This is a genomic window from Luteimonas sp. A482, assembly GCF_054072655.1.
Genome location: NZ_JBSVRO010000001.1, coordinates 579106 through 604259 on the forward strand (window position 1 = coordinate 579106; position 25154 = coordinate 604259).

22 protein-coding genes are annotated in these 25154 nt (G+C 65.9%); 18 read left to right on the forward strand and 4 right to left on the reverse strand.

Annotated elements, in window-relative coordinates:
* Positions 1-25: 25 nt before the first annotated feature.
* The 13 genes from ACW5DW_RS02565 to hsdR all read left to right on the forward strand — a co-directional run bounded on the left by ACW5DW_RS02565 (position 26) and on the right by hsdR (position 15055).
* Positions 26-2185, forward strand: a complete 2160-nt coding sequence (locus ACW5DW_RS02565; protein WP_457017188.1) for a S9 family peptidase — start codon at positions 26-28, stop codon at positions 2183-2185.
* 167 nt (positions 2186-2352) lie between these two features.
* Entirely contained in the window at positions 2353-2766 is a 414-nt protein-coding gene (locus tag ACW5DW_RS02570) for a YbaN family protein (protein ID WP_457017190.1), read from the forward strand.
* 65 nt (positions 2767-2831) lie between these two features.
* Positions 2832-3092 carry an LPS translocon maturation chaperone LptM gene (gene lptM, locus ACW5DW_RS02575; protein WP_457017191.1) on the forward strand — a complete coding sequence of 87 codons (261 nt, stop codon included), beginning with the start codon at positions 2832-2834 and terminating at the stop codon, positions 3090-3092.
* 40 nt (positions 3093-3132) lie between these two features.
* A complete protein-coding gene (gene dapF / locus ACW5DW_RS02580; RefSeq protein WP_457017193.1) occupies positions 3133-3978 on the forward strand; it encodes a diaminopimelate epimerase in 846 nt (281 codons plus the stop codon).
* Entirely contained in the window at positions 3966-4646 is a 681-nt protein-coding gene (locus ACW5DW_RS02585) for a DUF484 family protein (protein ID WP_457017194.1), read from the forward strand. The genes dapF and ACW5DW_RS02585 overlap by 13 nt, the downstream gene beginning before the upstream one ends.
* Entirely contained in the window at positions 4639-5541 is a 903-nt protein-coding gene (gene xerC, locus ACW5DW_RS02590; protein ID WP_457017196.1) for a tyrosine recombinase XerC, read from the forward strand. The genes ACW5DW_RS02585 and xerC overlap by 8 nt, the downstream gene beginning before the upstream one ends.
* A 188-nt stretch (positions 5542-5729) precedes the next feature.
* Positions 5730-6281, forward strand: coding sequence for an ATP-dependent protease subunit HslV (gene hslV / locus ACW5DW_RS02595; RefSeq protein ID WP_457017198.1), 552 nt, complete (start codon positions 5730-5732; stop codon positions 6279-6281).
* A 130-nt stretch (positions 6282-6411) separates the two neighbouring features.
* On the forward strand, positions 6412-7797 hold the full coding sequence (gene hslU, locus ACW5DW_RS02600; protein ID WP_457017200.1) for an ATP-dependent protease ATPase subunit HslU: 1386 nt from the start codon (positions 6412-6414) through the stop codon (positions 7795-7797).
* Positions 7798-7835: 38 nt separating this feature from the next.
* On the forward strand, positions 7836-8273 hold the full coding sequence (locus tag ACW5DW_RS02605; protein ID WP_457017201.1) for a hypothetical protein: 438 nt from the start codon (positions 7836-7838) through the stop codon (positions 8271-8273).
* Positions 8274-8550: 277 nt separating this feature from the next.
* The gene (locus ACW5DW_RS02610) at positions 8551-10005 is read left to right on the forward strand and encodes an N-6 DNA methylase (protein ID WP_457017203.1); all 1455 of its coding nucleotides are present in this window, start codon (positions 8551-8553) and stop codon (positions 10003-10005) included.
* Entirely contained in the window at positions 10002-11132 is a 1131-nt protein-coding gene (locus ACW5DW_RS02615) for a restriction endonuclease subunit S (protein ID WP_457017204.1), read from the forward strand. The genes ACW5DW_RS02610 and ACW5DW_RS02615 overlap by 4 nt, the downstream gene beginning before the upstream one ends.
* Positions 11133-11140: 8 nt before the next feature.
* Positions 11141-12559, forward strand: coding sequence for an ATP-binding protein (locus tag ACW5DW_RS02620; protein WP_457017205.1), 1419 nt, complete (start codon positions 11141-11143; stop codon positions 12557-12559).
* A gap of 159 nt (positions 12560-12718) precedes the next feature.
* Positions 12719-15055 (forward strand): EcoAI/FtnUII family type I restriction enzme subunit R, encoded by a 2337-nt coding sequence (hsdR, locus tag ACW5DW_RS02625; protein WP_457017207.1) that lies wholly within the window; start codon positions 12719-12721, stop codon positions 15053-15055.
* A 9-nt stretch (positions 15056-15064) separates the two neighbouring features.
* On the opposite strand, the gene ACW5DW_RS02630 is transcribed toward hsdR, so the two are convergent.
* Positions 15065-15889 (reverse strand): D-hexose-6-phosphate mutarotase, encoded by an 825-nt coding sequence (locus ACW5DW_RS02630; protein ID WP_457017209.1) that lies wholly within the window; start codon positions 15887-15889, stop codon positions 15065-15067.
* A gap of 245 nt (positions 15890-16134) precedes the next feature.
* Complete coding sequence (locus ACW5DW_RS02635) at positions 16135-16587, reverse strand: nucleoside deaminase (protein ID WP_457017211.1); 453 nt, start codon at positions 16585-16587, stop codon at positions 16135-16137.
* Between the two features lie 130 nt (positions 16588-16717).
* On the opposite strand from ACW5DW_RS02635, the gene ACW5DW_RS02640 reads away from it, so the two are divergent.
* From ACW5DW_RS02640 to ACW5DW_RS02655, 4 genes are all read left to right on the forward strand, one after another.
* A complete protein-coding gene (locus ACW5DW_RS02640) occupies positions 16718-18175 on the forward strand; it encodes a hypothetical protein (RefSeq protein WP_457017213.1) in 1458 nt (485 codons plus the stop codon).
* 192 nt (positions 18176-18367) lie between these two features.
* Complete coding sequence (gene ubiE, locus ACW5DW_RS02645) at positions 18368-19126, forward strand: bifunctional demethylmenaquinone methyltransferase/2-methoxy-6-polyprenyl-1,4-benzoquinol methylase UbiE (RefSeq protein WP_457017214.1); 759 nt, start codon at positions 18368-18370, stop codon at positions 19124-19126.
* A gap of 273 nt (positions 19127-19399) precedes the next feature.
* Positions 19400-21409 (forward strand): M1 family metallopeptidase, encoded by a 2010-nt coding sequence (locus tag ACW5DW_RS02650; protein WP_457017216.1) that lies wholly within the window; start codon positions 19400-19402, stop codon positions 21407-21409.
* 69 nt (positions 21410-21478) lie between these two features.
* Positions 21479-22204 carry a hypothetical protein gene (locus ACW5DW_RS02655; RefSeq protein WP_457017217.1) on the forward strand — a complete coding sequence of 242 codons (726 nt, stop codon included), beginning with the start codon at positions 21479-21481 and terminating at the stop codon, positions 22202-22204.
* Between the two features lie 74 nt (positions 22205-22278).
* Here ACW5DW_RS02655 and ACW5DW_RS02660 read toward each other — a convergent pair whose 3' ends face one another.
* Together ACW5DW_RS02660 and ACW5DW_RS02665 are read right to left on the reverse strand one after the other, a co-directional pair.
* The gene (locus ACW5DW_RS02660) at positions 22279-22704 is read right to left on the reverse strand and encodes a hypothetical protein (RefSeq protein ID WP_457017219.1); all 426 of its coding nucleotides are present in this window, start codon (positions 22702-22704) and stop codon (positions 22279-22281) included.
* A gap of 173 nt (positions 22705-22877) precedes the next feature.
* Positions 22878-23810: a carbohydrate kinase family protein gene (locus ACW5DW_RS02665; protein WP_457017220.1), complete on the reverse strand. Its 933-nt coding sequence runs from the start codon at positions 23808-23810 to the stop codon at positions 22878-22880.
* Positions 23811-24032: 222 nt separating this feature from the next.
* Between ACW5DW_RS02665 and ACW5DW_RS02670 the strand changes: the two genes are divergently transcribed.
* Positions 24033-25076, forward strand: a complete 1044-nt coding sequence (locus ACW5DW_RS02670) for a rod shape-determining protein (RefSeq protein ID WP_457017222.1) — start codon at positions 24033-24035, stop codon at positions 25074-25076.
* Positions 25077-25154 lie beyond the last annotated feature (78 nt).

The window sequence follows — 25154 nt, forward strand, 5'->3', positions numbered from 1 at the left end:
TTCCGGTATCCCTGCGGATCCTCCGATGAAAGCCGCCCTTCTTTTCGTGACTACGATCCTGATGACGCTATCCACCACCACCACCATTGCCGCCGACACCACGCCACCCGACGCCGAAAAACGCCCGCACGTGGTGAAGGCGCCGCATGGGGCGGAGCGCAGCGACGAGTACTACTGGCTGCGCGACGACAAGCGCGAGGACAAGGCGATGCTTGCCTACCTCGAGGCAGAGAATGCCTATGCCGACAAGGTGATGGCACCACTCAAGGCGGTCGAGGACAGGCTCTACGAGGAGATCGTCGGGCGCATCAAGCAGGATGACAGCTCGATCCCTGCACGCGAGCGTGGCTGGTGGTATTACGCCCGCTACGAGGCCGGCAAGGACTATCCGATCCATGCACGACGCAAGGACGGCGCCGGTGTCGACGCGCTGTCGATCCAGCGGGCCAACGAGGCCGGCGACTTCGCCGGCGAAGAGGTCCTGCTCGACGTCAATACGCTGGCCGAAGGCAAGGACTATTACTCGGTCGGCGCGTACGAGATCAGCCAGGACAATACGGTGATGGCCTGGGCCGATGACACCAACGGCCGCCGCCAGTACAGCTTCCGCTTTCGCGACCTGGCCAGCGGCAAGGACTTTCCCGAGCAGATCCGCGGCACCTCCGGCGACCTCGTGTTCGCCGATGACAACCGTACCGTGTTCTACGTCGAGAACGATCCGGAAACGCTGTTGACCAAGCGTGTGAAGCGCCACGTCATCGGCACCGATCCGGCGCAGGACGTGGTCGTCTACGAGGAAGCCGACGACAGTTATTACATGGGCGTCGATCGTACGCGCGACGACCGCTACATCGTGATCGGCGTCAGCAGCACGGTGTCCGACGAGCTGCGCTACGCCCCGGCCGCTGATCCGCGCGAGTTCACCTTGCTGGCCGCGCGCGAACGCGACCTGGAGTACAGCGCCGACCACCTCGGCGACCGCTGGGTGATCCTGACCAACGCCGACGGTGCGAAGAACTTCAAGCTGGTGCAGGCCCCGAGCGGATCGGCCGCGCGCAAGGAATGGCAGGACGTGGTCGCGCACGACGTCGACGTGCTGCTGGAGAACTTCGAGCTGTTCGACGGCTTCATCGCGATCGGCGAGCGCTCCGATGCGCTTGAGCGCGTCCGCATCCTGCGCCAGGACGGCAGCGCCGACTACGTGCAGGCCGACGAGCCGGCCTACTCGATGGGCCTGTCGGCCAACACCGAGTCCGATACCACCAGGCTGCGCTACACCTACACCTCGCTGACCACGCCGGCCACGACCTACGAGCTCGATACCGCCACCGGCGAGCGCATCGTGCTCAAGCAGCAGCCGGTGATCGGCTACGACCCGTCGCAGTACGTGACCGAGCGCGTGTGGGCGACCGCGCGCGACGGCGAGAAGATCCCGGTGTCGCTGGTCTATCGCAAGGGTTTCGCGAAGGACGGCACCGCGGCGATGCTGCAGTACGCCTACGGCAGTTACGGCATGTCGATGGACCCGGGCTTCAGCGTCACCACCGTCAGCCTGCTCGATCGTGGCGTGGTGTACGCACTGGCGCATATCCGCGGCGGCCAGGAGATGGGCCGGCGCTGGTACGACGACGGCAAGCTGCTCAACAAGATCAACACCTTCACCGACTTCATCGACGTCACCGGACACCTGGTGCGCGAAGGCTACGCAGCGAAAGACCGCGTCGCGGCCTACGGCGGAAGCGCCGGCGGCCTGCTGATGGGCGCGATCTCGAACATGGCGCCGGACCAGTACCGCGTGATCCTGTCGCAGGTGCCGTTCGTCGACGTCGTGACGACAATGCTCGACCCCAGCATCCCGCTGACCACCAACGAATACGACGAGTGGGGCAATCCGGAAGACAAGCCCTACTACGACTACATCCTGCAGTACTCGCCCTACGACAACCTGAAGGCGCAGGCGTATCCGTCGATGTTCGTGGGCACCGGGCTGTGGGATTCGCAGGTGCAGTACTGGGAGCCTGCCAAGTACGTGGCTCGGCTGCGTGACCTCGACTCCGGCAACGGCCCGATTGTGTTCCGCACCAATATGGAAGCCGGGCACGGCGGCAAGTCGGGCCGCTTCCGTCGCTTCCGCGAGCAGGCGGAGATGTACGCGTTCATGCTCGACCAGCTGGACGTGAAGTAGAGCCTGTCGTTGGGGAGGCCGCCTTCGGGCGGCCTTCTGCGATTCGGGGAGCATGGCCTCGCTTGCCCCCACCCCGGCCCTCCCCCGCAAGCGGAGGAGGGAGCAGAGCCGCTCCTGCTTCCGGTGCGCTGCTCCGCTTGAGGGAGGCCAGCCGTATCATCCCGTCCATGCGTCCTTCGCATCGCTTCCGCTGGGCCTGGTGGCTGCTGGCCTACGCCAGCCTGGGCCTTGGCCTGCTGGGTATGTTCCTGCCGGGCCTGCCGACGGTGCCGTTCGTGCTGCTGTCCGCGTTCGCAGCCGCGCGCGGATCGGAGCGGCTGCATCGCCGCCTGCTCGCGGATCCGCGCTTTGGCCCGATGATTCGCGACTGGGCCGCCGGTCGCACGGTCGCCCGACGCGCGAAGTGGATGGCCACGTGGACCATGCTCGCGTCGGCCCTGATCCTGCTTGCACTGATGCTGCTGGGCGGCGGAGATCGCTGGTGGGTGCTCGCGCTGCCGATCGGCTGCATGGCGGTGGTCGCGACCTGGCTCTGGTTGCGGCCCGAGCCGCCTGCGCATCGCGATCCTGGCGGCCGCTGAGCCCGCCCTTGCACGGCCCCAGGAGAGGACTCGTCCTGTCCAGCCGGCCGGGATACACTGCTGCCATGCGCAGATTCCCGATTATCGTCGCGCCACTGGCGCTCCTGCTCGCCCTGAACCTCGCCGCCTGCGGCAACAAGGGACCGCTGGTGCGGGCCATCGATGTCGAGGATGTCGATGTCGAGGAAGTGGAGGACGTCGAAGACGTCGAGGAAGTCGAGGAAGTCGAGGAAGTCGACGACGACGTGATCGAAGGGGATCCAGTCGACGACGCCGACGCGGACCAAGTCGACGTGCCGCCGGCGGCGGATTCCGGCACCGGCTGATCCGGTGGCCGCGACCACCCCGCTACCGCCTGGCTGCGAGATGCCCCAAACAGCGCTGCGCTTCAGCAAGATGCACGGAGCGGGCAACGACTTCGTCGTGCTCGACCTGCGCGATGGCGCGCCGCCGCCGTCGCCTGAGCTGTGCCGGGCGCTGGCCGAGCGCCACACCGGCGTGGGCTGCGACCAGATCCTGACCGTCGAGCCGCCCGCCAGCCGTGGCGCGCTGGCCAGCTATCGCATCTGGAATTCGGACGGCTCGCCCTCCGGCCAGTGCGGCAACGGCGCTCGCTGCGTGGGGGCCTGGCTGGTACGCGTCGGCGCCACGGATGCGACCCGCTTTGAACTCGACAGCCCCGCCGGCAACCATGCGGTCGAGGTCTTGGGGGAGGGCAACTACCGCATTGCGATGGGCGTGCCGCGCTTCGATCCCGCGCAGGTGCCGATGGCCGGCATCGCGCAGCAGGCACCCAGCTACGAGACCACCCTTCCGCACGTCGGTGCGCTGCGTTTCGGCGCGGTGTCGATGGGCAACCCGCATGCAGTGATCGAAGTCGATGACGTGGCCGCAGCCGCGGTGGCGCGGATCGGCCCTGCGCTGCAGGCTTCGCAGCTGTTCCCCGACTCGGCCAATATCGGCTTTGCCCAGGTGATCGATCGTGGTCGCATCCGCCTGCGTGTGTACGAACGCGGCGTTGGCGAAACACTCGCCTGCGGCAGCGGCGCCTGTGCGGCGGTGGCCGTGCTGGTGCGCGCCGGGCGGCTGGACCGCGACGTGGCCGTGTCGCTGCCTGGCGGCGAGTTGCGTATCGCCTGGCCTGACGATACCGCGCAGGTGTCGATGGCCGGCCCGACTGCATTTGTCTTCGAAGGAAAATGGACCCGATGAGCACGACCGAGAAACTCGGCGCCCACGAAGTGGCGGCGTGGCTGCGCAGGCAGCCGAAGTTCCTGCAGCAGTTCCCGGACCTGGCATTGAGCCTGGTGGTACCGCGCGAGGATGGCCCGGCCGCATCCCTGGCCAGCTACCAGCTCGAGGTGCTGCGCGACAAGAACCGCGAACTTTCGCGCCGGCTGCACGACCTGTATTCGATTTCGCAGGAAAACGAACGGCTTGCGGTGCGCACCCACCAGCTCACGCTTGCGCTGATGCGGCAGACCGATCGCGCCAGCGTGGTCAGCGCGATGGCAGCCACGCTGGAGGAAGACTTCGCCGGCGACCTGGTGCGCATCGTGCTGTTCAAGCCGGTCGACGGGCTGGAAGCGCAGCCCTGGCTGCAGGTGATTGATCGCGATGCCGCCGTGCTGCGGCCGTTTACCGACGCACTGAGGGAAGGCGAGCCGCTGTGCGGACGCCTGCATCCGGACAAGCAGGCGCTGCTGTACGGCGCGCGGGTCGATGAGGTGGAGTCGAGCGCGCTGCTGGCGCTGGAAGGCACCGGACTGGTCGCGGTCGGCAGCGCCGACCAGAACCGCTTCTATCCCGGCATGGGCACGCTGTTCCTGCGCATGATGGGCGAGGCGTTCGAAGTGGCGCTGCGCAGGTTCGATGGCTGAACGGCCACCCGCGCCCGGCATGGTGACGGTGGGGGAGTTCCTTTCCTACCTGCAGGTCGAGCGCCGCGTTTCGCCGCACACGCTGGAGGGGTATCGGCGTGATCTTGAAACACTGTCGGCCTGGTCCGAAGCGCATGGCGGCATGATCGGCCTGGACGAAGCCGCCATCCGCGCCTTCATCGCCGCCGAGCACCGCCGCGGCCTGTCGCCCAAGAGCCTGCAGCGGCGGCTCTCGGCGGTCCGCAGTTTCTACCGGTGGTTGCTCAAGCATGGCCGCATCGTCGCCAATCCCGCAGCCGGCGTTCGCGCGCCAAAGGCGCCGCGCAAGCTGCCGCAGGTGCTTGACGCGGACGAGGCCAAGGCCCTGGTCGAAGTGCCGACCGACGTGCCGCTGGGCCTGCGCGACCGCGCGATGCTGGAGCTGTTCTACTCGTCGGGCCTGCGGCTGAGCGAACTGTGCGCGCTGCGCTGGCGTGACCTGCATCTGGACGAAGGCCTGGTCAGCGTGCTCGGCAAGGGTGGCAAGGAACGGATCGTGCCGGTGGGCTCGTTCGCCCGCAACGCCCTGCGCGAATGGCGCGCCGACAGCGGTGGCGCCGAGGACGGGCCGGTGTTCCCGGGCCGCGGCGGCAAGCCGATCAGCCCGCGCGCGATACAGATCCGCATGCGCCAGCTTGCGCAGCGCCAGGGCCTGTTCAAGCGGGTGCATCCGCACCTGCTGCGGCATTCGTTCGCCAGCCACGTGCTGGAGTCCTCCGGCGACCTGCGCGGCGTGCAGGAGCTGCTCGGGCACGCGGACATCTCGACCACGCAGATCTATACGCACCTGGATTTCGGACACCTGGCCAAGGTCTACGACGCGGCCCATCCGCGGGCCCGGCGACGCAAGGAATAGCGGCTGGCGCGGAAGACGGCCGCGTCCTGATCGTGGCGCGCGTTGAGGTGTCCGGAAGCGGCGAATATCGAACAGCGCGGCACGGCTACTCCTGCGTGGCGCACCTGGCCTGAGGCAGCCCGTTCGCCGTCGGGGCTTGATCATGCCCGGGGCGCCCCTATGTCTGTCGGACCCGCCCCGGAGGCCGTATGGACCCCAGCCAGAACCCGAACGTATTCCACGCCACCACGATCCTGTCGGTGCGCCGCGACGGCAAGGTGGCCGTGGCCGGCGACGGCCAGGTCACGCTCGGCCACACCGTGATGAAGGGCAACGCGCGCAAGGTGCGCCGGCTCGGCACCGACGGCCAGGTGCTGGCCGGCTTTGCCGGTGCTGCGGCCGATGCCTTCACCCTGTTCGAACTGTTCGAGTCCAAGCTCGCCAAGCACGGCCAGCTGCAGCGGGCCGCTGTGGAAATGGCCAAGGACTGGCGCACGGAGCGCCGCTTCGGCAAGCTCGAGGCGCTGCTTGCGGTGGCCGACAAGGACACTTCGCTGATCATCAGCGGCACCGGCGATGTGATCGAGCCGGAGGATGGCCTCATCGCCATCGGCTCCGGCGGCAGCTACGCGCTCTCCGCCGCGCGCGCACTGCTCGCGCACACGCAGCTCGACGCGCGCACCATCGCCACCGAAGCGTTGAAGATCGCCGGCGACATCTGCATCTACACCAACCGCAACGTGGTGGTCGAGGAACTTTGACCGTCGCCGCCGCGAGGACTGAACGTCTTTCCGGCAGCTGTCGAGTCCGGTCACCGAGCGCATTCCCCCGATCGAATACAACGCCGCTGGATCCCCGCCTTCGCGGGGATGACGGGCAAGAGGCATCTATATGAATCAACCTGGATCGTCTTCCACCATGACCCCGCGCGAGATCGTGCAGGAGCTCGACCGCCACATCATCGGCCAGACGTCGGCCAAGCGTGCGGTCGCCATCGCGCTGCGCAACCGCTGGCGCCGTGCGCAGCTGCCCGACGAGCTGCGCAACGAGGTGATGCCCAAGAACATCCTGATGATCGGCCCGACCGGCGTTGGCAAGACCGAGATCGCGCGCCGCCTGGCGACGCTGGCCAACGCACCGTTCGTGAAGGTCGAGGCAACCCGTTTCACCGAGGTCGGCTACGTCGGCAAGGACGTGGAGCAGATCATCCGCGACCTCGCCGACACCGCGGTCAAGCTCTACCGCGAGCAGGCCAAGAAGAAGGTGCGCACCCAGGCCGAGGAACGCGCCGAGGACCGCATCCTCGACGCGCTGCTGCCCAGGCGCGAGGCGCCGCAGCCGGGCTTCGGCTTCGGCAGCCAGACCACCGTGGACATCGGCGCGGAGCCGTCGTCGAAGGAATCCGAAACCCGCCAGAAGCTGCGCCGCCAGCTGCGCGCCGGCGAGCTGGACGAGCGCGAGATCGAACTCGAACTGTCGGCCAACGTGGGCGTCGACATCATGACCCCGCCGGGCATGGAGGAGATGGGCCAGCAGCTGCGGCAGATGTTCGCCAACCTTGGCGGCGCGAAGACGCACGCGCGCAAGCTGACGATCAAGGCGGCGCGCCCGCAGCTGATCGACGAGGAAGCCGCCAGGCTGGTCAACGAGGATGACGTGCGCGAGGCCGCGATCGAGGCCTGCGAACAGCACGGCATCGTATTCATCGACGAGATCGACAAGGTGGCCAAGCGCGGCGAGAACGTGGGCGGCGGCGACGTCAGCCGCGAAGGCGTGCAGCGAGACCTGCTGCCGCTGGTGGAAGGCTCGACGGTGAGCACCAAGTACGGCTCGGTCAAGACCGACCACATCCTGTTCATCGCATCGGGCGCCTTCCACCTGGCCAAACCCAGCGACCTGATCCCGGAAATGCAGGGGCGTTTCCCGATCCGCGTGGAGCTGTCGGCGCTGACCAAGGACGACTTCGTGCGCATCCTCACCGAGCCCAAGGCCGCGCTCACCACGCAGTACGTCGAGCTGCTGCGGACCGAGGGCGTGCAGCTGGCGTTCGCCGACGAGGCCATCGAGCGCCTGGCCGAGATCGCCGCCCAGGTCAACGAGCGCCAGGAGAACATCGGCGCGCGCCGCCTGCACACCGTGCTCGAACGCCTGCTCGACACGCTGAGCTACGAGGCGCCCGACAAGGACGGCAGCAGCGTGACCATCGACCGTGCCTACGTCGATTTGCACCTGGGCGAACTGGTGCAGGATCCGGACCTGAGCCGCTACATTCTCTGAACCCGCGCGCCGCGCCAGCCCAACAAGGACACCCTGCAATGCAGATCCGCCGCTTTCTCACCGTTGCCACGTTGGCATCCGCGCTGCTGGCCGTCGCGCCGGTCGCCGCGCGCGACGTGTCCTGCCGCCTGGCCTTCGACATGTCGGGCTGGTCGGCCTTCTACAAGACCGCGTCCGGCACCGGCCGGGTGAGCTGCGACAACGGCCAGTCGATGTCAGTGAGCATCGAGGCCCGGGGTGGTGGCCTGAGCGTGGGCAAGTCCGACATCCGCGACGGCCGCGGCGACTTCTCCGCGGTGCGCGACATCCGTGATCTGCTCGGCACCTATGTCGCGGCCGAAGCCCACGCCGGCGCGGTCAAATCGAGCAAGGCGCAGGCGATGACAAAGGGCGACGTGTCGCTGGCCCTGGCCGGTACCGGCAAGGGCTGGGACCTGGGTGTGGCGTTCGGCGGGTTCACGATCGAGGCGCGCTGAGCGCGGTGGAAGCAGGCCAGCCCTGCCGGTTTCCGAGCGCCCGCCCCTGGCCGTCCCCGCTCTGCTCCCTCCCCCGCACGCGGGGGAGGGCTGGGGTGGGGGCCAGCCCGCCGCCACGCCCCTGAGCAGCACCATTCGCCAAATGGACCCCGATCAAGGGCCGCGCCCTTGAACAACCGGAAAACAGCCCGCAACCCGCACCGCCAGGCGTTGTCCCCTTTGGCGCATAAACCCGACCCGCTACAGTAGCGCCTCCAAACCAGGGGGCGAATCCGCAGTGTTCGAGCAGGCGTTCAAGAACATCGACGACATCCTGCACAAGGATGCCGGCTGCACCAGCGAGCTGGACTACACCGAGCAGTCGTCGTGGTTGCTGTTCCTCAAGTACCTCGACGCGCTGGAGCGCGACAAGGCGATGGAGGCCGAACTGGAGGGGCGCAAGTACGACTGGCTGCTGCAGAAGAAGTACCGCTGGGAGAGCTGGGCCGCGCCGAAGGGCAAGGACGGCAAGCTGGACCACAACAAGGCGCTCACCGGTCCGGACCTCATCGACTTCGTCGATGACGAACTGTTTCCGTACCTGGAAGGCTTCAGGCAGCGCGCCAGCGGGCCGCAGACGCTTGAATACAAGATCGGCGAGATCTTCGGCGAGATCGGCAACAAGATCCGCTCCGGATACAACCTGCGCGACGTGATCGAACGCGTGGAGGAGTTGCGCTTCGGCAGCAGCGCCGAGAAGCACGAACTCAGCCACCTGTACGAAGCCAAGATCCGCAACATGGGCAACGCCGGGCGCAACGGCGGCGAGTACTACACGCCGCGTCCGCTGATCCGCGCCATGATCGAGGTGATCGACCCGAAAATCGGCGAGACCATCTACGACGGCGCCTGCGGCAGCGCGGGCTTTTTGTGCGAAGCGTTCGACTATCTGCGCAACACGGGCAAGCTGTCCACGCGCGACGCGAAGACCCTGCAGGAGAAAACCTTCTACGGCAGCGAGAAGAAGGGCCTGGCCTATGTGATCGGCGTGATGAACCTGATCCTGCACGGGATCGAGGCGCCCAACATCGTCCACGCCAACACCCTGGGCGAGAATCTCAACGACATCCAGCCCAAGGATCAGAAGGACATTGTGCTCGCCAACCCGCCGTTCGGTGGCAAGGAGCGCAAGGAAGTCCAGCAGAACTTCCCGATCAAGACCGGCGAGACCGCATTCCTGTTCCTGCAGCACTTCATCCGCATGCTCAAGCCCGGCGGGCGCGCGGCCATCGTCATCAAAAACACCTTCCTGTCCAACACCGACAACGCCAGCACCAGCCTGCGCCGCAAGCTGCTGGCCGATTGCAACCTGCACACCGTGCTCGATTGCCCGTCCGGCACCTTCCAGGGCGCGGGCGTGAAGACCGTGGTGCTGTTCTTCGAGAAGGGCGCGCCGACACGGAAGGTCTGGTACTACCAGCTCGACCCCGGCCGCAACATGGGCAAGACCAATCCGCTCAACGATGCGGATCTTGTCGAGTTCGTGGAGCTGAAGAAGACGTTTGCGGAGTCGCCGAAGAGTTGGACGGTGGAGGCGGATGCCATCGATCAGAACACGTTCGATCTGTCAGTGAAGAACCCGAGCGGCGGTGAGACAGTGCCGCAGCGCAGCCCAAAGGAGATCCTCAATGAAATCGCGGCGATTGATGTGGAGAGTGCAGCGGTATTGGCTGGGATCAGGGAGCTGTTGTGAATTCGGGATGGATAGAGCGGCCGTTTGAGGAATGTATCGAACCGATCAAGCTCGGAGCGAAAGTCCAACGCAAGGATTTTCTCGAAGTTGGAGACTACCCGGTCGTTTCGCAAGAAGACGCATTCATCAATGGGTACTGGAATGACGCGGACGATCTGTTGCGTTTGGAGCACCCTGTTGTTGTTTTTGGCGACCACACGCGGACACTCAAGTACGTTGATTTTGACTTTGTTCTCGGCGCTGATGGCGTCAAGGTTTTAAGTCCGAGAGAGTTCCTCGATCCAAAGTTCTTTTACTACCAGATGCACAGGGCCAGGCCTGATTCGTTGGGATACGCCCGCCATTACCGGTTGCTCAGGGAAAGTTGCATCACTTATCCCGCACTGGATGAGCAGCGCCGCATTGTCACCCTCCTCGACGATGCATTCGCGGGCATCGCCACCGCCAAGGCAAATGCCGAGAAGAACCTGCGCTCTGCACGTGAGGTCTTCACGTGCGAGTTGGCACAGCGCTTCATTTCGAACGAGAACACTCGCAATGTGGCGATGCGCGATCTGTTTGATGTTGGATCGAGCAAGCGCGTGTTGAAGTCAGAGTGGAAGACCAGCGGCGTTCCATTCTACCGAGGGCGTGAAGTCACTCGCCTATCGACGTGTGGGTCTGTCGAGAACGAACTGTTCATCAGCGAGAAGCACTTTGCAGAATTGAAGAGCAGGTATGGGGCGCCGGATTCTGGCGATATCGTTATTACCGCCATCGGAACCATCGGGAACACGCACATCGTCCGTGACTCGGATTGTTTTTACTTCAAGGACGCCAGTGTTCTCTGGCTGAAGAAGGCTTCGGACGTGCTGAGCGAATTTGTGAATTACTGGCTAAAATCGCCATGCTTTACAGAGCAGATGGACAAAGGCAACGGAGCAACCGTAGACACATTGACGATTCAGAAGCTGGCTAGCGTTCGTCTCGATGTCCCACCACTCCAGCAGCAGGAGTACATCGTCAGGAAGCTGGATGAGTTGAGAGGCGAAACCCGCCAACTCGAATCCGTCTACACCCGCAAGCTCGCCGCCCTCGACGAACTCAAGCAATCCCTGCTGCACCAGGCCTTCTCCGGACAACTGTGAGGACACGGATGGTCACGCTCGAAACACTCGCCCGATGGTTGGCCACCCCCGTCGAAACGGAATGCCTGGAGTTCAAGGAGGCCAAGCAGCAGTTCGACAACGGCAAGCTGCTGGATTACTGCGTGGCGCTGGGCAACGAAGGTGGCGGTCATCTGGTGTTGGGCGTCAGCAACACCCATCCCCGGCGGGTGGTCGGGACGCAGGCGTTCGGCGCCGAAGTCCATTTGAACGAGATCAAGCTGCTGGTTACCCATCGTCTTGGGATTCGACTGGAAGCTGTCCAGCTCTCTCATCCCGAGGGCAGGGTGCTGGTGTTCTCGATTCCCTCGCGACCGGTCGGACAGCCGTTGCATATCAACGGTCAGTACTGGATGCGCGCGGGCGAATCGCTGGTGGGCATGACCCCGGATCAGCTGCGCAGGATCATGGACGAGGCGCAGCAGGGCTGGCTGGAGTGCGCAGCCGTCGCGGAAGCCTCGGCAGATGATGTGGTGGCATTGCTGGATACACAGGCATTCTTTGACCTGCTGCAGCTCCCGTATCCATCGGATCGGAATGGTGTCATAAGGCGTTTACAGGACATGCGCTTGATCTTTGAATCGGACTCCGGCTGGAACATCACCAACATGACGGCCCTTTTATTGGCCAAGCGCCTGGACGCATTCTCCGACGAGCTTGCGGGCAAGGCACCACGGGTCATCGTGTACGACGGCACAAGCAAGCTGGTGACAAGGGACGAAACGCAGGGCCTCAAGGGATATGCAGTGGGGTTCGAGGGCCTTCTAGACCATGTTCATTCCTCGGCGCCGCAGAATCGGTTTGTCGAACAAGCGCTGCGCGAAGAAACCAAGATGTTTCCCAGGCAGGCCCTGCGCGAACTCATCGCCAATGCGTTGGTGCACCAGGACTTCGAGATCACAGGGCGTGGTGTGAAGATCGAGATGTACTCGGACAGGATCGAGATCTCCAATGCCGGCATCCCTCCGATCGAGCCTGATCGCTTCATCGACGAGGATCGTGCCCGCAACGAGCGCTTGGCGGGCTTGATGCGCAAGTTCCGCATCTGCGAGCAGAAGGGCAGCGGCGTGGACAAGGTGACGGAGTTGACCGAGGCGTATCAGCTGCCGGCGCATGAGGTGCTGGTGGGAAGCCTCGCTACGACCGTGGTGCTGTACGCGCACCGGGACTTTTCGGAAATGGGTAGGCCGGATCGTGTTCGCGCCTGCTATCAGCATTGCGTCCTTCAGTACGTCACCCGCAGGCGGATGACCAACCAGTCGCTGAGGGAACGCTTTGGGCTGTCCGAAGCAGCCACGGCAACCGTCTCCCAGGTGATTGGTGCCGCCAAGGAGACCGGCAAGATCAAGCTGGACGACTCCGAAACCACGTCCACGCGCTATGCGAGGTACGTGCCGTACTGGGCTTGAGGGTGCTTTAGGGCAAATAGCGGAAGAGCCGGTGGTCTGGTGGGTTCGCTATGTGAGACAAGCACTTAGGTGCTTAAGCGCAAAACGTTAATTCTCAAGGCGGGTTGAGACTGATGCTTGGGCAGATGTGCGGATTGCTATTGCCATTCAGGGGGAACGATGAACGAAGCCGAGACCCGCGCCGAACATATCGACCCGGCCCTGAAGGCGGCGGGCTGGGGTGTGGTGGAAGGCAGCCAAGTGCGGCGCGAGTTCCGCATCACCCAGGGGCGGCTGCAGGGCCACGGCCAGCGGGCGAAGCCCGAGATCGCCGACTACGTGCTGGTGTACCGCAACATCAAGCTGGCGGTGGTTGAGGCCAAGGCTTGGGGTGTGGCCTGCGCCGAGGGCGTGATGCAGGCCAAGGCGTATGCGGCCAAGCTGGATGTGCGTTTCAGCTATGCCTGCAACGGGCAGTCGATCTACGGCATCGACATGACGACCGGCGCCGAGGGAGATGTCGCCGACTTCCCCGGGCCGGAAGAACTCTGGGATCGCACCTTCGCCACCGCCAACGCCTGGCGGGACCGCTTCGCCGCCATTCCCTTCGAGGACAAGGGCGGCACCTGGCAGGGCCGCTATTACCAGGACATCGCCATCCAGCGGGTACTGGACGCGATTGCCGTTGGCAGCGACCGCATCCTGTTGACCCTGGCGACCGGCACCGGCAAGACCTTCATCGCTTTCCAGCTGGCGTGGAAACTGTTCCATGCCAGGTGGAACCTCGGCGACTGGCACGCACTTGAAGAAGCCGGCGATGGTGAACCCGCCCGTCGGCCGCGCATCCTGTTCCTGGCCGATCGCAACATCCTGGCCGACCAGGCCTACAACGCGTTCTCGGCGTTCGACGACGATGCGCTGGTGCGGATCGCGCCGGACCAGATCCGCAGGAAAGGCCGCGTGCCGAAGAACGGCAGCGTGTTCTTCACCATCTTCCAGACCTTCATGAGCGGTCCGGGCGATACCCCGTACTTCGGCGAGTATCCGCCCGACTTCTTCGATTTCATCGTCATCGACGAATGCCATCGCGGCGGCGCAAAGGATGAAGGCAGCTGGCGCGGGATCCTCGAGTATTTTTCGCCTGCCGTGCAGCTGGGGCTCACCGCGACGCCCCTGCGCCGGAGCAATGCCGACACCTACGCGTATTTCGGCGAGCCGGTCTACAGCTATTCGCTGAAGGAGGGCATCAACGACGGCTTCCTGACGCCGTTCCGGGTCAAGCAGTTCGCCACCACGATCGACGATTACACCTACACGCCCGACGACGCTGTGGTGGAAGGCGAGGTGGTGCCGGGCAAGCGCTATGTCGAGGGCGATTTCAACCGGGTCATCGTGATCGCCGAGCGCGAGGCGTTCCGCGTGCGCGAATGGATGAAGCTGGTCGATCCGCGCGAGAAGACGCTGGTGTTCTGCGCCACCCAGGAGCACGCGGCGATGGTCCGTGACCTGATCAACCAGAACAAGACCAATGCCGACCCGCTGTACTGCGTGCGCGTGACTGCAAACGATGGCGCGAAGGGCGAGGAATACCTGCGCGACTTCCAGGACAACGAGAAGACCATCCCGACCATCCTGACCACGTCGCAGAAGCTCTCCACCGGCGTGGATGCGCGCAACGTGCGCAACATCGTGCTGATGCGGCCGGTGAATTCGATGATCGAGTTCAAGCAGATCGTGGGCCGCGGCACGCGCCTGTACGACGGCAAGGACTACTTCACGATCCACGATTTCGTGAAGGCCTACCTGCATTTCAGCGACCCGGAATGGGACGGTGAGCCGATCGATCCGGATCCGCCCCGGGCCCGCCCACCGGGTGGTGAAGGCGAGAGCCCGGGCCTGCCGCGTCCCGATCCGGCGCCGCGCCCGCAGCGGATCAAGGTGAGGCTGGCCGACGGCAAGGAGCGGCGGATCCAGAGCATGGTGGCGACCACGTTCTGGAGCGCGGACGGCAGGCCGATGTCGGCCGCGCAGTTCCTGGAAAGCCTGTTCGGAACGCTGCCGGAGTTCTTCCGCGACGAAGACCAGCTGCGCGAGCTGTGGAGCGATCCGGCAACCCGCAAGGCCTTGCTGGACGGGTTGGCCGACAAGGGCTTCGGGCGGGCGGCGCTGGCCGAGATGCAGAAGGCCATCGAGGCCGAGGACAGCGATCTGTTCGACGTGCTGGCCTACGTGGCCTATACGCGGGCACCGGTCCCGCGCAGCGAACGCGCGCGGCGGGCCAAGGCGGGCATCAGCGATACCTACAGGAGCAACCGGCATCTGGCGTTCGTCGAGTTCGTGCTCGAGCACTACGTCGAGGAAGGCGTCGACGAGCTGGACATCGAGAAGCTGACGCCGCTGCTGCGGCTGAAGTACCACGCGATCGCGGATGCGGCGACGGAGCTGGGGTCGCCCGAGCAGATCCGGCAGACCTTCGTCGGGTTCCAGAAATACCTGTATCTGCCTGCGGACGCCTGATCCGCAGCCTCAGCCCAGCGACTGGCTGCCGTGCCAGCGATCGCCCGGCATCAACACTGCCGGCTGCAGCACCTGCCCGGCTTCCACGCAGACGAACCGACGGTGTTCGCCGGGGGCCAGGTCGCCGATACGCGTGGCGAGCTGTTCGCCCGGGTTCCAGACGATGGTGTCGGTGAAGCCCGCTTGCTCGATGTCGAGGCGACGCTCGCCATCGACGAGGGTGAGCGGGGCGACGACATCGCCGTAGATGCGGTCGATCTCGCCATCGAAGGCGAGGGCATGGTGGTCTTCGCGGTGCAGTGTGCCGCCGTTGGCGCTGTCCTCGTAGTCGCAGCCCTGCAGGCCTTCGAGCGTGACCTGTGCGAGGTCATCGACGCGCAGGTAGGTGTGGAGTGCGGCGGTGAAGGCGAAGGCGTTGTCGCCGCGGTTTTCGACCGCGAGGGTGGCGGTGAGCGCGGTGTCGGTGAGCGCGATCGACAGGCGGCAGGCGAAGGCATGCGGCCAGTCGGCGGTGGCGGGGCCGGCGTGTAGTTCGAAGTGGGCCGCCTCGTGCTCGATCCCCGCGAAGGACCAGTCGAGCACGCGCACGAAGCCATGCTTGCGCAGTGCGCCGCGGTCGCTGAACTGGGGAAAGATCACCGGTACGCCACCGCGGATGGCGGCGCCGGGGGAGAAGTCGGCGCGTTCGGCCAGGAACAGGCGCTCGCGACCGTCGGCCGGGACCCAGGACAGCAGCTGCCCGCCGTGTAGGGCGGCCAGCGCGGTGGCGCCTTCGTTGCGGAGGCGGATGCAGGGCGTGCCGCGGAATTCGATGGGTTGGTGCTGGAGGGTCATGTCGGGCCGTGCGGGGTGCGGAGGTGCGAGGCCACCCGCGGTATGGGGCGATGGGGCTGGCGTGGTGGCTGGCTGGGGTCAGGGAGGGAATCCTGTCATCTCGAGCGTAGCGAGAGATCTTTCGCGCGACGGCGTCCGGATGGGAGATCCCTCGCTGCGCTCGGGATGACAAACCGGGCGCAGGGACCTTCAGGGCATTCGACCCTCGTCGACCCGGAGGACGACCTCAGCTCGCGGCGACGCGATCAATCCTCGCCGATGTCTTCGTTCCATACCCGCGGATTCGCCGCGATCCAGTCGCCGAGCATGGCGATGCATTCGGGGTCCCCGAGGTCGATCACCTCGACGCCATGTTCGCGCAGCCAGTCGTGGCCGCCCTGGAAGTTGACCGATTCGCCCATCACCACGGTGCCGATCCCGAACTGTTTCACCAGCCCGCTGCAGTACCAGCACGGCGAGAGCGTGGTGACCATGATGGTGTCGCGGTAGGTGCGCTGGCGGCCGGCCTTGCGGAAGGCGTCGGTTTCGCCATGGACGGAGGGGTCGCCTTCCTGCACGCGGCGGTTGTGGCCGCGACCGAGCAGGGTGCCGTCATTGCGAAACAGCGCCGCGCCGATCGGGATCCCGCCTTCGGCGAGGCCCTGGCGGGCTTCGGCGACGGCGATGGCGAGCATGGCGCGGTAGTCGGGTGTGGGCATGGCGATTGAAATGCGGGGCTGCGCAGCACGATAGCGCGGAATGTCGCCGGTGGCGCCGCACGACGGCCGTCACAAGTTGTCCGGTGGGGGCGGGTGGTCGAGAATCGGCCGGTACGCAAGGGGAAGTGGGATGGACAGGATGCGGATCGTGCTGTTCGCGCTCGCGGGGCTGCTGGCGGGGACGGCCCATGGCGAGGTGGTGCAGGGCGAGGTGGTGCAGGGCGGGTTGGAGCTGCGCTGGGGAGATGGCGCTCCGGTCTCCGGCGCGCGACTGGCGCCGAAGTTCGAGGCGGCGCTCGCGCTGGATGGCGGCGGCCGCATCGTGCTCGATGCCGAGCAAGCGCGGCGTGGTGCCGGTGATCTCTATGCGCTCGCCAACCGCCGCGTGGCGGTGGGCTTCAGCCGCGCCAAGTCGGGCGGCATGCGGGCGATCGACGCGATCGTCCCGATCGACGATCCGGACGACAGCCTCGTCCACGTGCGTAGCGGGAAGGCCGACGGGGTCGCCAAGGCCACACTGGGCCCGACCCGGTGGATCAGCGTGGCCTGCCGTTTCAGCGACATCGCCGAGGAGCAGAAGACGGTCGAGTTCTTCCGTGGCCAGTACGGCGAAGCGGCCGGCCAGCTCGGCCACTACTGGCGCGAGGTGTCCTACGACCGGATCAACCTGGCCGGCAGCGACGCGGTGGGCTGGTATGCGCTGCCGCATCCGCGTTCGCACTACGTGACCACGGAAGGCGGCAAGGAGAAGGCCAACCTCGACGCGTTGTTCGACGACTGCACCACGGTCGCCGATGTCGACGTCGACTTCAGCGACGTCGTCGGCATCAACATGATGTTCAACGGCGACCTGGACGGCCATGCCTGGGGCGGCGGCCGCTGCGCCACGCTCGACGGCCGCAACCGCTGCTGGTCGGCCACGTGGAATCCGCCGTGGTCGTTCAACAACCTTGCGCCACTGGCCCACGAGATGGGGCATGGCTACGGCCTGCCGCATTCGGACAACTCGGACGGCGACGACGACAGCTACGACAATCCCTGGGACGTGATGAGCGACGGCTGGAGCAATGCCGCCCGGGATTCGACCTACGGGACCCTGCCCAAGCACATCAACATGCTGCAGCGCGAACGCATGGGCTGGGTGGATGCGGCGCGCAAGCGCACGTTCGACGCGGGCACGCCGCGCACGCGGCTGCAGCTGGATTTCGCCAGCCTCCAGGGCGCCGGCAACGCGCAGATGCTGGTGCTGCAGACGCCGTCGTCGCCCGATCCCTACAGCGGTGCGTTCTACACCGTCGAAGCGCGGCGGCGCATCGGCACCTACGAGAGCCATCTGGCCGGGGATGCGGTGATCATCCACCGGGTCGGCGGCGACTATCGTTACGAGGCCCAAAGCCAGGATGCCGACCGTCCGCCCGCGGATACCGCCAACAACGAAGGTTCGATGTTCAAGCCCGGCGAAGCGTGGGTGTCGCCGGATGGCTTGTTCAGCCTGTACGTGGAGGCGGCCACTGCGAACGGGTTCACGGTGATCGTGGGCGACCGGGGGCGGGTGACCGGTGGCGAGGGGGCGCGTCGGCCCCGGTGAGCGTGTTGGGGATCTCTGTTCGTTGGAGGGCATCTACGGGGGATGCTGTGGCGGGCTGCGGGTAGATACTGGAGTCGGTATCGCGGCTGAAGCCGCTCCTACAGGGGGCGGGGATTCGGGGAGACGTCCGCGCCGGCGCGCGGCATGTGGGCCTGACCTCCGGCGCACGCGCGGCGGTGCGATAATGCGCGCATGAGCGCATCCGACGAATCCCGCACCACCCATTTCGGCTACCGCGAGGTGCCGGTCGGCGAGAAGCAAAAGCTGGTCGGCGAGGTGTTCTCGTCGGTCGCCGGCAACTACGACCTGATGAATGACCTGATGAGCATGGGCATCCATCGGGTCTGGAAGCGCTATTTCGTGGCCACGGCGCAGGTCCGGCGCGGGGCACGTGTACTCGACCTGGCCGGCGGCACGGGCGATATCGCCGCCCTGCTCAAGGATCGCGTCGGCGAGTCGGGCGAGCTGGTGCTGGGCGACATCAACGGCGAGATGCTGCGCGTCGGCCGCGACCGCATGACCGACCGCGGCGACGTGCGCGGCTTCGAGTACGTGCAGTGCAACGCCGAGAAGCTGCCATTTCCCGATGCCAGCTTCGACCTGGTCACGATCGCCTTCGGCCTGCGCAACGTCACCGACAAGGACGCGGCATTGCGCGAGATGCTGCGCGTGCTGAAAGTCGGCGGGCAGGCGCGGGTGCTGGAGTTTTCCCAGGTCAAGGCGGACTGGTTCAAGCCGCTGTACGACTTCCATTCGTTCAAGGTGTTGCCGCGCCTGGGCCGCCTGTTTGCGGGCGACGCCGACAGCTACCGCTACCTGGCCGAGTCGATCCGCCAGCATCCGCCGCAGGACGAACTGAAGGCGATGATGGACGCGGCAGGTTTTGCGCGCGCGCGTTATCGCAACCTGTCGGGCGGCATCGTTGCGATCCACGACGGCTGGAAGGTCTGAGCCCACCGGGGTTGATGGCGACGCGCGTTCCGCCTTCGGGCAACGCTGAAACCTGTCATTTCGAGCGTAGCGAGAAGCGTTTTATAACAGCGAAGCTGGTCAATCCATGCTCCTGATTTTCCGAGATCCCTCACTTCGTTCGGAATGACAAGCCGGATTTTTCGGCTTGCTTTTGTCGGAATGCGGGCCGGGCGACGTGACTATCGCCGCATGCGGCTGCGCGCCATCGGGACTAGAATCGACCCCTGTTTTCGCCAGAGGCGTCCCCCGGCCATGCGTCATTCCCGAGTGCGCGCGTTGCGCGCCCTGCTGTTGCTGCTCCCCGTGTTGTTCGTGCTGTCGGCCTGCAAGCGCGACGCCGCCGCACCCGATCCCGCCGCCGCGCCCGAGGCCAAGCCCGCCGCCATGGCCGATACCGACGAGCATTCCTACGCCGAGCCGGGCAAGGTCGTCATCGATGATCTCGCCCTGGACCTGGCGCTCGACTTCGACACCAGGACCATTTCCGGCACCGCGACCTACGCCCTCGAGTGGAAGGACCAGGGCGCGACCCAACTGCTGCTCGATACCCGCGCGCTGACCATCGACAAGGCCGAAGCCGAGGTCGATGGCGCCTGGCAGCCGCTGGAATTCACACTCGCCGACGCGGACGCCTCGCTCGGCAGCCGGCTTACCATCCAGACGCCGCAGCGACCGGCGAAGGTGCGCGTCACCTATCGCACCGCGCCCGACGCATCGGGCCTGCAGTGGCTGGAGCCCGGCATGACCGAAGGCGGGCAGTTGCCCTTCATGTTCAGCCAGTCGCAGCAGATCCACGCGCGCTCCTGGGTGCCGCTGCAGGACACGCCGCAGGTGCGCTACACCTACAGCGCGCGCGTCACCACGCGCCCGGACGTGATGGTGCTGATGAGTGCCGACAACGACCCCGCCGCCGCGCGCGATGGCGAATACGCCTTCACCATGCCGCAGCGCATTCCGTCCTACCTGATGGCGATCGCCGCGGGCGACCTGGTGTTCAAGCCGATCTCCGGGCGCTCGGGCGTGTGGGCCGAGCCGTCGATGGTCGACCGCGCGACCGCCGAGTTCGCCGACACCGAGAAGATGATCGCCGCCACCGAGGCGTTGTACGGCCCCTATCGCTGGGAGCGCTACGACCTGCTGGTGCTGCCGCCGTCGTTCCCGTTCGGCGGCATGGAGAACCCGCGCCTGTCGTTCATCACGCCCACCGTGATCGTCGGCGACAAGTCGCTGGTCTCGCTGATCGCGCATGAACTCGCGCACAGTTGGTCGGGCAACCTGGTCACCTTCTCCAGCGCCAAGCACGGCTGGCTCAACGAGGGCATGACCAGCTATGTCGAGAACCGCATCGTCGAGTCGCTGTATGGCGAGGAATTCAGCGACATGGAGTGGGTGATCGCGCGCGACGCCCTCAAGAAGGGTATCGCCGACATGTCCGCGGCCACGCAGGCGCTTGCGATCCGCCCGGGCGTCGAGCTCGATGCCGACGACGCGCTCAGCCAGGTGTCCTACGACAAGGGCGCGTGGTTCCTGCAGTTCCTGGAAGATCGTTTCGGGCGCGAAGTGTTCGATCCTTTCCTGCGCGGCTACTTCGACCACTTCGCCTTCCAGAGCATCCCCACCGAAACCTTCCTGGCGTACGCGAAGCAGCACCTGTTCGACACGCATCCCGGGGTGGTGACGGAGGCGGAGATCGACGAATGGATCTATGGCCCGGGAATCCCCGGCAATGCGCCGAAGGCGCTGTCGCCGCGGCTGGGCATCGTCGACTCGGCGCGGCTGGGCTGGCGCGGCAGCAAGCAGCTGCCGCCAAGCCAGATCACCAGCCAGTGGAGCACGCAGGAGTGGCTGCATTTCCTCGAAGGCATGCCAGCGACCCTGCCGGTGGCCGAGCTTGAACAGCTCGACCGCGCCTACGACTTCACCGGTACCGCCAACGGCGAGATCGCGATGCGCTGGTATCCGCTGGCGATCCGCAGCGGCTATGCGCATGCCAACGAGGCGATCGTCGCCTTCGTGCAGAAGATCGGCCGGCGCAAGCTGATCATGCCGGTGTACACGGCGCTGGTTGGGACGCAGGACGGGCTGGCGCTGGCGAAGGCGGCATTCGAGCAAGCCCGGCCGGGCTACCACCCGATCACCACCGCGTCGGTGGAGAAGGTGATCGCCGAGGCCAAGCCTGCAGCGTCGCCGGCGCCGGCTGCGCCGCAGGTGGAGCAGGACGGGGACGCGCAGGCCGTGCCTGAGGCTGGCGACGCCGGGTAATCCGGAAGGTCGAAGAAGCGCGACTGTCGCCGGCGTCACAACCAACCAGGGGTCTTTGCCATGCACGCCATGAAATCTGTTGCCGCCACGCTGCTGCTCCTGGCGCTGCTGCCCGGCTGCAAGGATCGCGAGGCCGAGGCCGCCGCGCAGGCGGCTGCGATTGCCGCCGCCAACGAGCAGGCGGCCACGGATGCCGAACGCGCCTTCGAGGCGGCCGTCGCCGACGGCAACTGGGCCCTGGCCAAGGCGCAGGGTGACATCCTGTTCGCGCGCTGGCCGACCACCGAAGCCGCCGGGCGTGTGCGGCCGAAGTACGAGGAAGCCAGGACCAAGGGTGATGCCGAAAACGAGGCGCGCCGCGTCGCCGCGCTGTGGGCCTACCAGAGCCAGGCGGTGGAAGGCGGCAAGCAGCTGTCGGCCGCGATCTATGCGAAGGAGCCGCTGGACGTCGACGGCAGCGGCGCGAAACCGGTGCGCCTGATCTTCCGCGACCATCCCGACTGGGGCCGCAGCAGCTACCTGGTGCTGCCCGGCGGCGATTTCGCCAAGGCCTGCTACCGCAGCTGCAGTGTCACCGTCACCATCGACGACCAGGCGCCGAAGAAGATGGCCGCCAACCGGCCAAAGACCGACGAGGCCATCGCCATGTTCATCGACGACGAGAAGATGCTGTGGCGCCTGACGAAGGATGCCAGGCGCATGCGCATCGAGTTCCCCACCCGCGACGTCGGCAACAAGGTGGCCGAGTTCGAAGTCGCGGGGCTGGAGCGCACGAAAATGCCGAAGTGGGACTGAATTAGCGAGTTACGGTTCTGTCGTCGCAACTTCACGTTGGGAAGAAGTCCTCACCCGAGTTGCGATGCTGCGGCTCAGGTACGCGGGCTGCGATTGTGTGCAATGCCCCATTCCTGGATGCTGGCGTCAAGATCGCCTTCGGCGGCAATCCAGTCCAGAAAGGCGGGGAATACGTCAGCGTGCTCTTCCATACGCATCCGGAAGACATTGGGCTTGTCTCGCAGGAACGCTTCTATGTTGCTGGTCACCGAATCGACATAGTCATAGCATGCCGCGAGCGGATCCTTGGGTGATGTCATGCAGATCTGTTCCGTGTATGCGCGCATGATCGACGAGCGGAGATGCCAGCGGCCATTGAAGCTTTGTGCGACTGCGTGGCGCTCCCGCGTCAAGTGAACGTAATGTGCATCCGCTCCGAATCGTTGCTGAAGGTAACCGAGAAACCAGACCAGGCGATTGTCAACTTCGATGTGACGAGGTGGATAAGCAACCCGTTCCATCCCAGGAAACCTCACGCGGCTCTCGTGCCCAGTAGTGAAGTTCGTCAAGTGCGCGCACGCCCTCGCGAATGTCACGGAGCCGCAACGGCCTGTGCAGAGAACAAAGACGTTATGGGGAATCACGAGGAATATTCCAGGTCCAAGCGGTTGACCGGTGCGTGGGTGGAAAGACGCTAAGGCGCGTACCCGAACTGCTGCCGGAACTGCCCGGCGAACTCCTCGTAGTCGAAGCGCTGGTTCTGCGTGCCCGGGTGCTCGACCTTGAGCGCGCCCATCAGGTTGCCAATGCGGCCGATCGTCATCCAGTCGCAGCCCTTCTCGATGCCGAAGATCAGCCCGGCGCGGAACGCGTCGCCGCAGCCGGTGGGGTCGGTGATGCGACGCTCGTGCGCCGGCGGCACGTTGTGGGTCTTCTCGGGCGTGTGGATCGTGGCGCCCTTCGGGCCCTGGGTGGTGATGTAGGCCTTCACCCGCTGCACGATGTCCTTCTCGTTCCAGCCGGTGCGCTCCTGCAGCAGGTTGGACTCGTAGTCGTTGACCGTCACGTAGTCGGCCTGTTCGATGAAGTTGCGCAGCTCCTCGCCGTTGAACAGCGGCATGGCCTGGCCGGGGTCGAAGATGAAGGGGATGCCGGACTCGGCGAACTCCTTCGCGTTCTGGATCATGCCCTCGTAGCCGTCCGGGCTGACGATGCCGATGGTGACGCCCGGCACGTCCTTCACGTGGTTCTCGTAGCTGCGCATCATCGCGCCCGGGTGGAACGCGGTGATCTGGTTGTTGTCGAGGTCGGTGGTGATGAAGGCCTGCGGGGTGAACAGCTCGTCGATCACCTTGACCCGGTCCAGCGTGATCCCGTGCTCCTCGAACCACTCGCGGTAGGGGCCGAAATCCTGGCCGACGGTGGCCATAGGGATCGGGTCGCCGCCCAGCAGCTTGAGGTTGTAGGCGATGTTGCCGGCGCAGCCGCCGAACTCGCGGCGCATCCTGGGCACCAGGAACGAGACGTTCAGGATGTGCACCTTGTCCGGCAGGATGTGGTTCTTGAACTGGTCGGGGAACACCATGATGGTGTCGTAGGCCAGGGAACCGCAGATGAGGGCGGACATCGGGCGTCTCGGCAGAAAAAAAAGGTCCGACAGGGTAGCCGGGCGGCCCCCGCGAGGCCAGTCGCGCGGCCTGGATCGGCGCGGTTTTGGGCGCGTCCACGGCGCCCGGGCTTCGCAGCTGTGGCGGAGGCCCCGTTCCGGACACGCCGAAAGCGCTGGAATGCGCTTTTTTGCTAGGCTAGCGGCCCTTGTGTACCAGCGCCCGAACGGATCCAGTTCCCGATGTTCAAGAAGTTCCGCGGCATGTTTTCCAACGACCTGTCCATCGACCTGGGCACGGCCAATACCCTCATCTTCGTGCGCGGGCAGGGCATCGTGCTCAACGAGCCATCGGTCGTGGCCGTGCGCCAGGACCGCAGCGGCGGGCAGAAAGTGGTGGCGGCGGTGGGCAGCGAGGCCAAGATGATGCTCGGCCGCACCCCCGGCAACATCACCACCCACCGGCCGATGAAGGATGGCGTGATCGCCGACTTCACCTACACCGAGGAGATGCTGAAGCACTTCATCCGCAAGGTGCACAAGAGCCGTTTCCTGCGTCCCAGCCCGCGCGTGCTGATCTGCGTGCCGGCCGGCTCCACCCAGGTGGAGAAGCGCGCGATCCGCGATTCGGCGATGGAGGCCGGTGCCCGCGACGTCTCGCTGATCGAGGAGCCCATGGCCGCTGCGATCGGCGCCGGCATGCCGGTCACCGAGGCGCGCGGCTCGATGGTGGTCGACATCGGCGGCGGCACCACCGAGGTGGCGGTGATCGCGCTCAACGGCATCGTCTACTCGCAGTCCGCGCGCATCGGCGGCGACCGCTTCGACGAGTCGATCATCAACTACGTGCGCCGCAACCACGGCATGCTGATCGGCGAGGCCACGGCCGAGCGGGTCAAGATCGAACTGGGTTGCGCCTACCCGCAGGAGAAGGTGCTGGAGACCGAGATCTCCGGCCGCCACCTGGCCGAGGGCGTGCCGAAGATGGTCCGGATCAATTCCAACGAGGTGCTCGACTCGCTGCGCGAGCCGCTGGCGGGCATCGTGGCCGCGGTGCGCCAGGCGCTGGAGCAGACCCCGCCGGAACTCAGCGCCGACGTCGCCGAGCGCGGCATCGTGCTCACGGGCGGCGGCGCGCTGCTGCGCGACATCGACCGCCTGTTGAGCGAAGAGACCGGCCTGCACGTGCAGGTGGCGGACGATCCGCTGACCTGCGTGGCCCGCGGCGGCGGACGCGCGCTGGAGCTGCTCGACCTGCACGGGAACGAGTTCTTCGCGTCGGAGTGATGGGGCAGGGCGCAGGGCAGGGGAGTCGGGAACAGGCAAGGCGCTGGCGTTTCGCGCCCGGGCTGGCGCCACGGCTTC

Coding starts and splice junctions, on each gene's coding strand:
- ACW5DW_RS02565 (WP_457017188.1), top strand. CDS start 26: ATGAAAGCCGCCCTTCTTTTCGTGACTACGATCCTGATGACGCTATCC.
- ACW5DW_RS02570 (WP_457017190.1), top strand. CDS start 2,353: ATGCGTCCTTCGCATCGCTTCCGCTGGGCCTGGTGGCTGCTGGCCTAC.
- lptM (WP_457017191.1), top strand. CDS start 2,832: ATGCGCAGATTCCCGATTATCGTCGCGCCACTGGCGCTCCTGCTCGCC.
- dapF (WP_457017193.1), top strand. CDS start 3,133: ATGCCCCAAACAGCGCTGCGCTTCAGCAAGATGCACGGAGCGGGCAAC.
- ACW5DW_RS02585 (WP_457017194.1), top strand. CDS start 3,966: ATGGACCCGATGAGCACGACCGAGAAACTCGGCGCCCACGAAGTGGCG.
- xerC (WP_457017196.1), top strand. CDS start 4,639: ATGGCTGAACGGCCACCCGCGCCCGGCATGGTGACGGTGGGGGAGTTC.
- hslV (WP_457017198.1), top strand. CDS start 5,730: ATGGACCCCAGCCAGAACCCGAACGTATTCCACGCCACCACGATCCTG.
- hslU (WP_457017200.1), top strand. CDS start 6,412: ATGAATCAACCTGGATCGTCTTCCACCATGACCCCGCGCGAGATCGTG.
- ACW5DW_RS02605 (WP_457017201.1), top strand. CDS start 7,836: ATGCAGATCCGCCGCTTTCTCACCGTTGCCACGTTGGCATCCGCGCTG.
- ACW5DW_RS02620 (WP_457017205.1), top strand. CDS start 11,141: ATGGTCACGCTCGAAACACTCGCCCGATGGTTGGCCACCCCCGTCGAA.
- hsdR (WP_457017207.1), top strand. CDS start 12,719: ATGAACGAAGCCGAGACCCGCGCCGAACATATCGACCCGGCCCTGAAG.
- ACW5DW_RS02630 (WP_457017209.1), bottom strand. CDS start 15,889: ATGACCCTCCAGCACCAACCCATCGAATTCCGCGGCACGCCCTGCATC.
- ACW5DW_RS02635 (WP_457017211.1), bottom strand. CDS start 16,587: ATGCCCACACCCGACTACCGCGCCATGCTCGCCATCGCCGTCGCCGAA.
- ACW5DW_RS02640 (WP_457017213.1), top strand. CDS start 16,718: ATGGACAGGATGCGGATCGTGCTGTTCGCGCTCGCGGGGCTGCTGGCG.
- ubiE (WP_457017214.1), top strand. CDS start 18,368: ATGAGCGCATCCGACGAATCCCGCACCACCCATTTCGGCTACCGCGAG.
- ACW5DW_RS02650 (WP_457017216.1), top strand. CDS start 19,400: ATGCGTCATTCCCGAGTGCGCGCGTTGCGCGCCCTGCTGTTGCTGCTC.
- ACW5DW_RS02655 (WP_457017217.1), top strand. CDS start 21,479: ATGAAATCTGTTGCCGCCACGCTGCTGCTCCTGGCGCTGCTGCCCGGC.
- ACW5DW_RS02660 (WP_457017219.1), bottom strand. CDS start 22,704: ATGGAACGGGTTGCTTATCCACCTCGTCACATCGAAGTTGACAATCGC.
- ACW5DW_RS02665 (WP_457017220.1), bottom strand. CDS start 23,810: ATGTCCGCCCTCATCTGCGGTTCCCTGGCCTACGACACCATCATGGTG.
- ACW5DW_RS02670 (WP_457017222.1), top strand. CDS start 24,033: ATGTTCAAGAAGTTCCGCGGCATGTTTTCCAACGACCTGTCCATCGAC.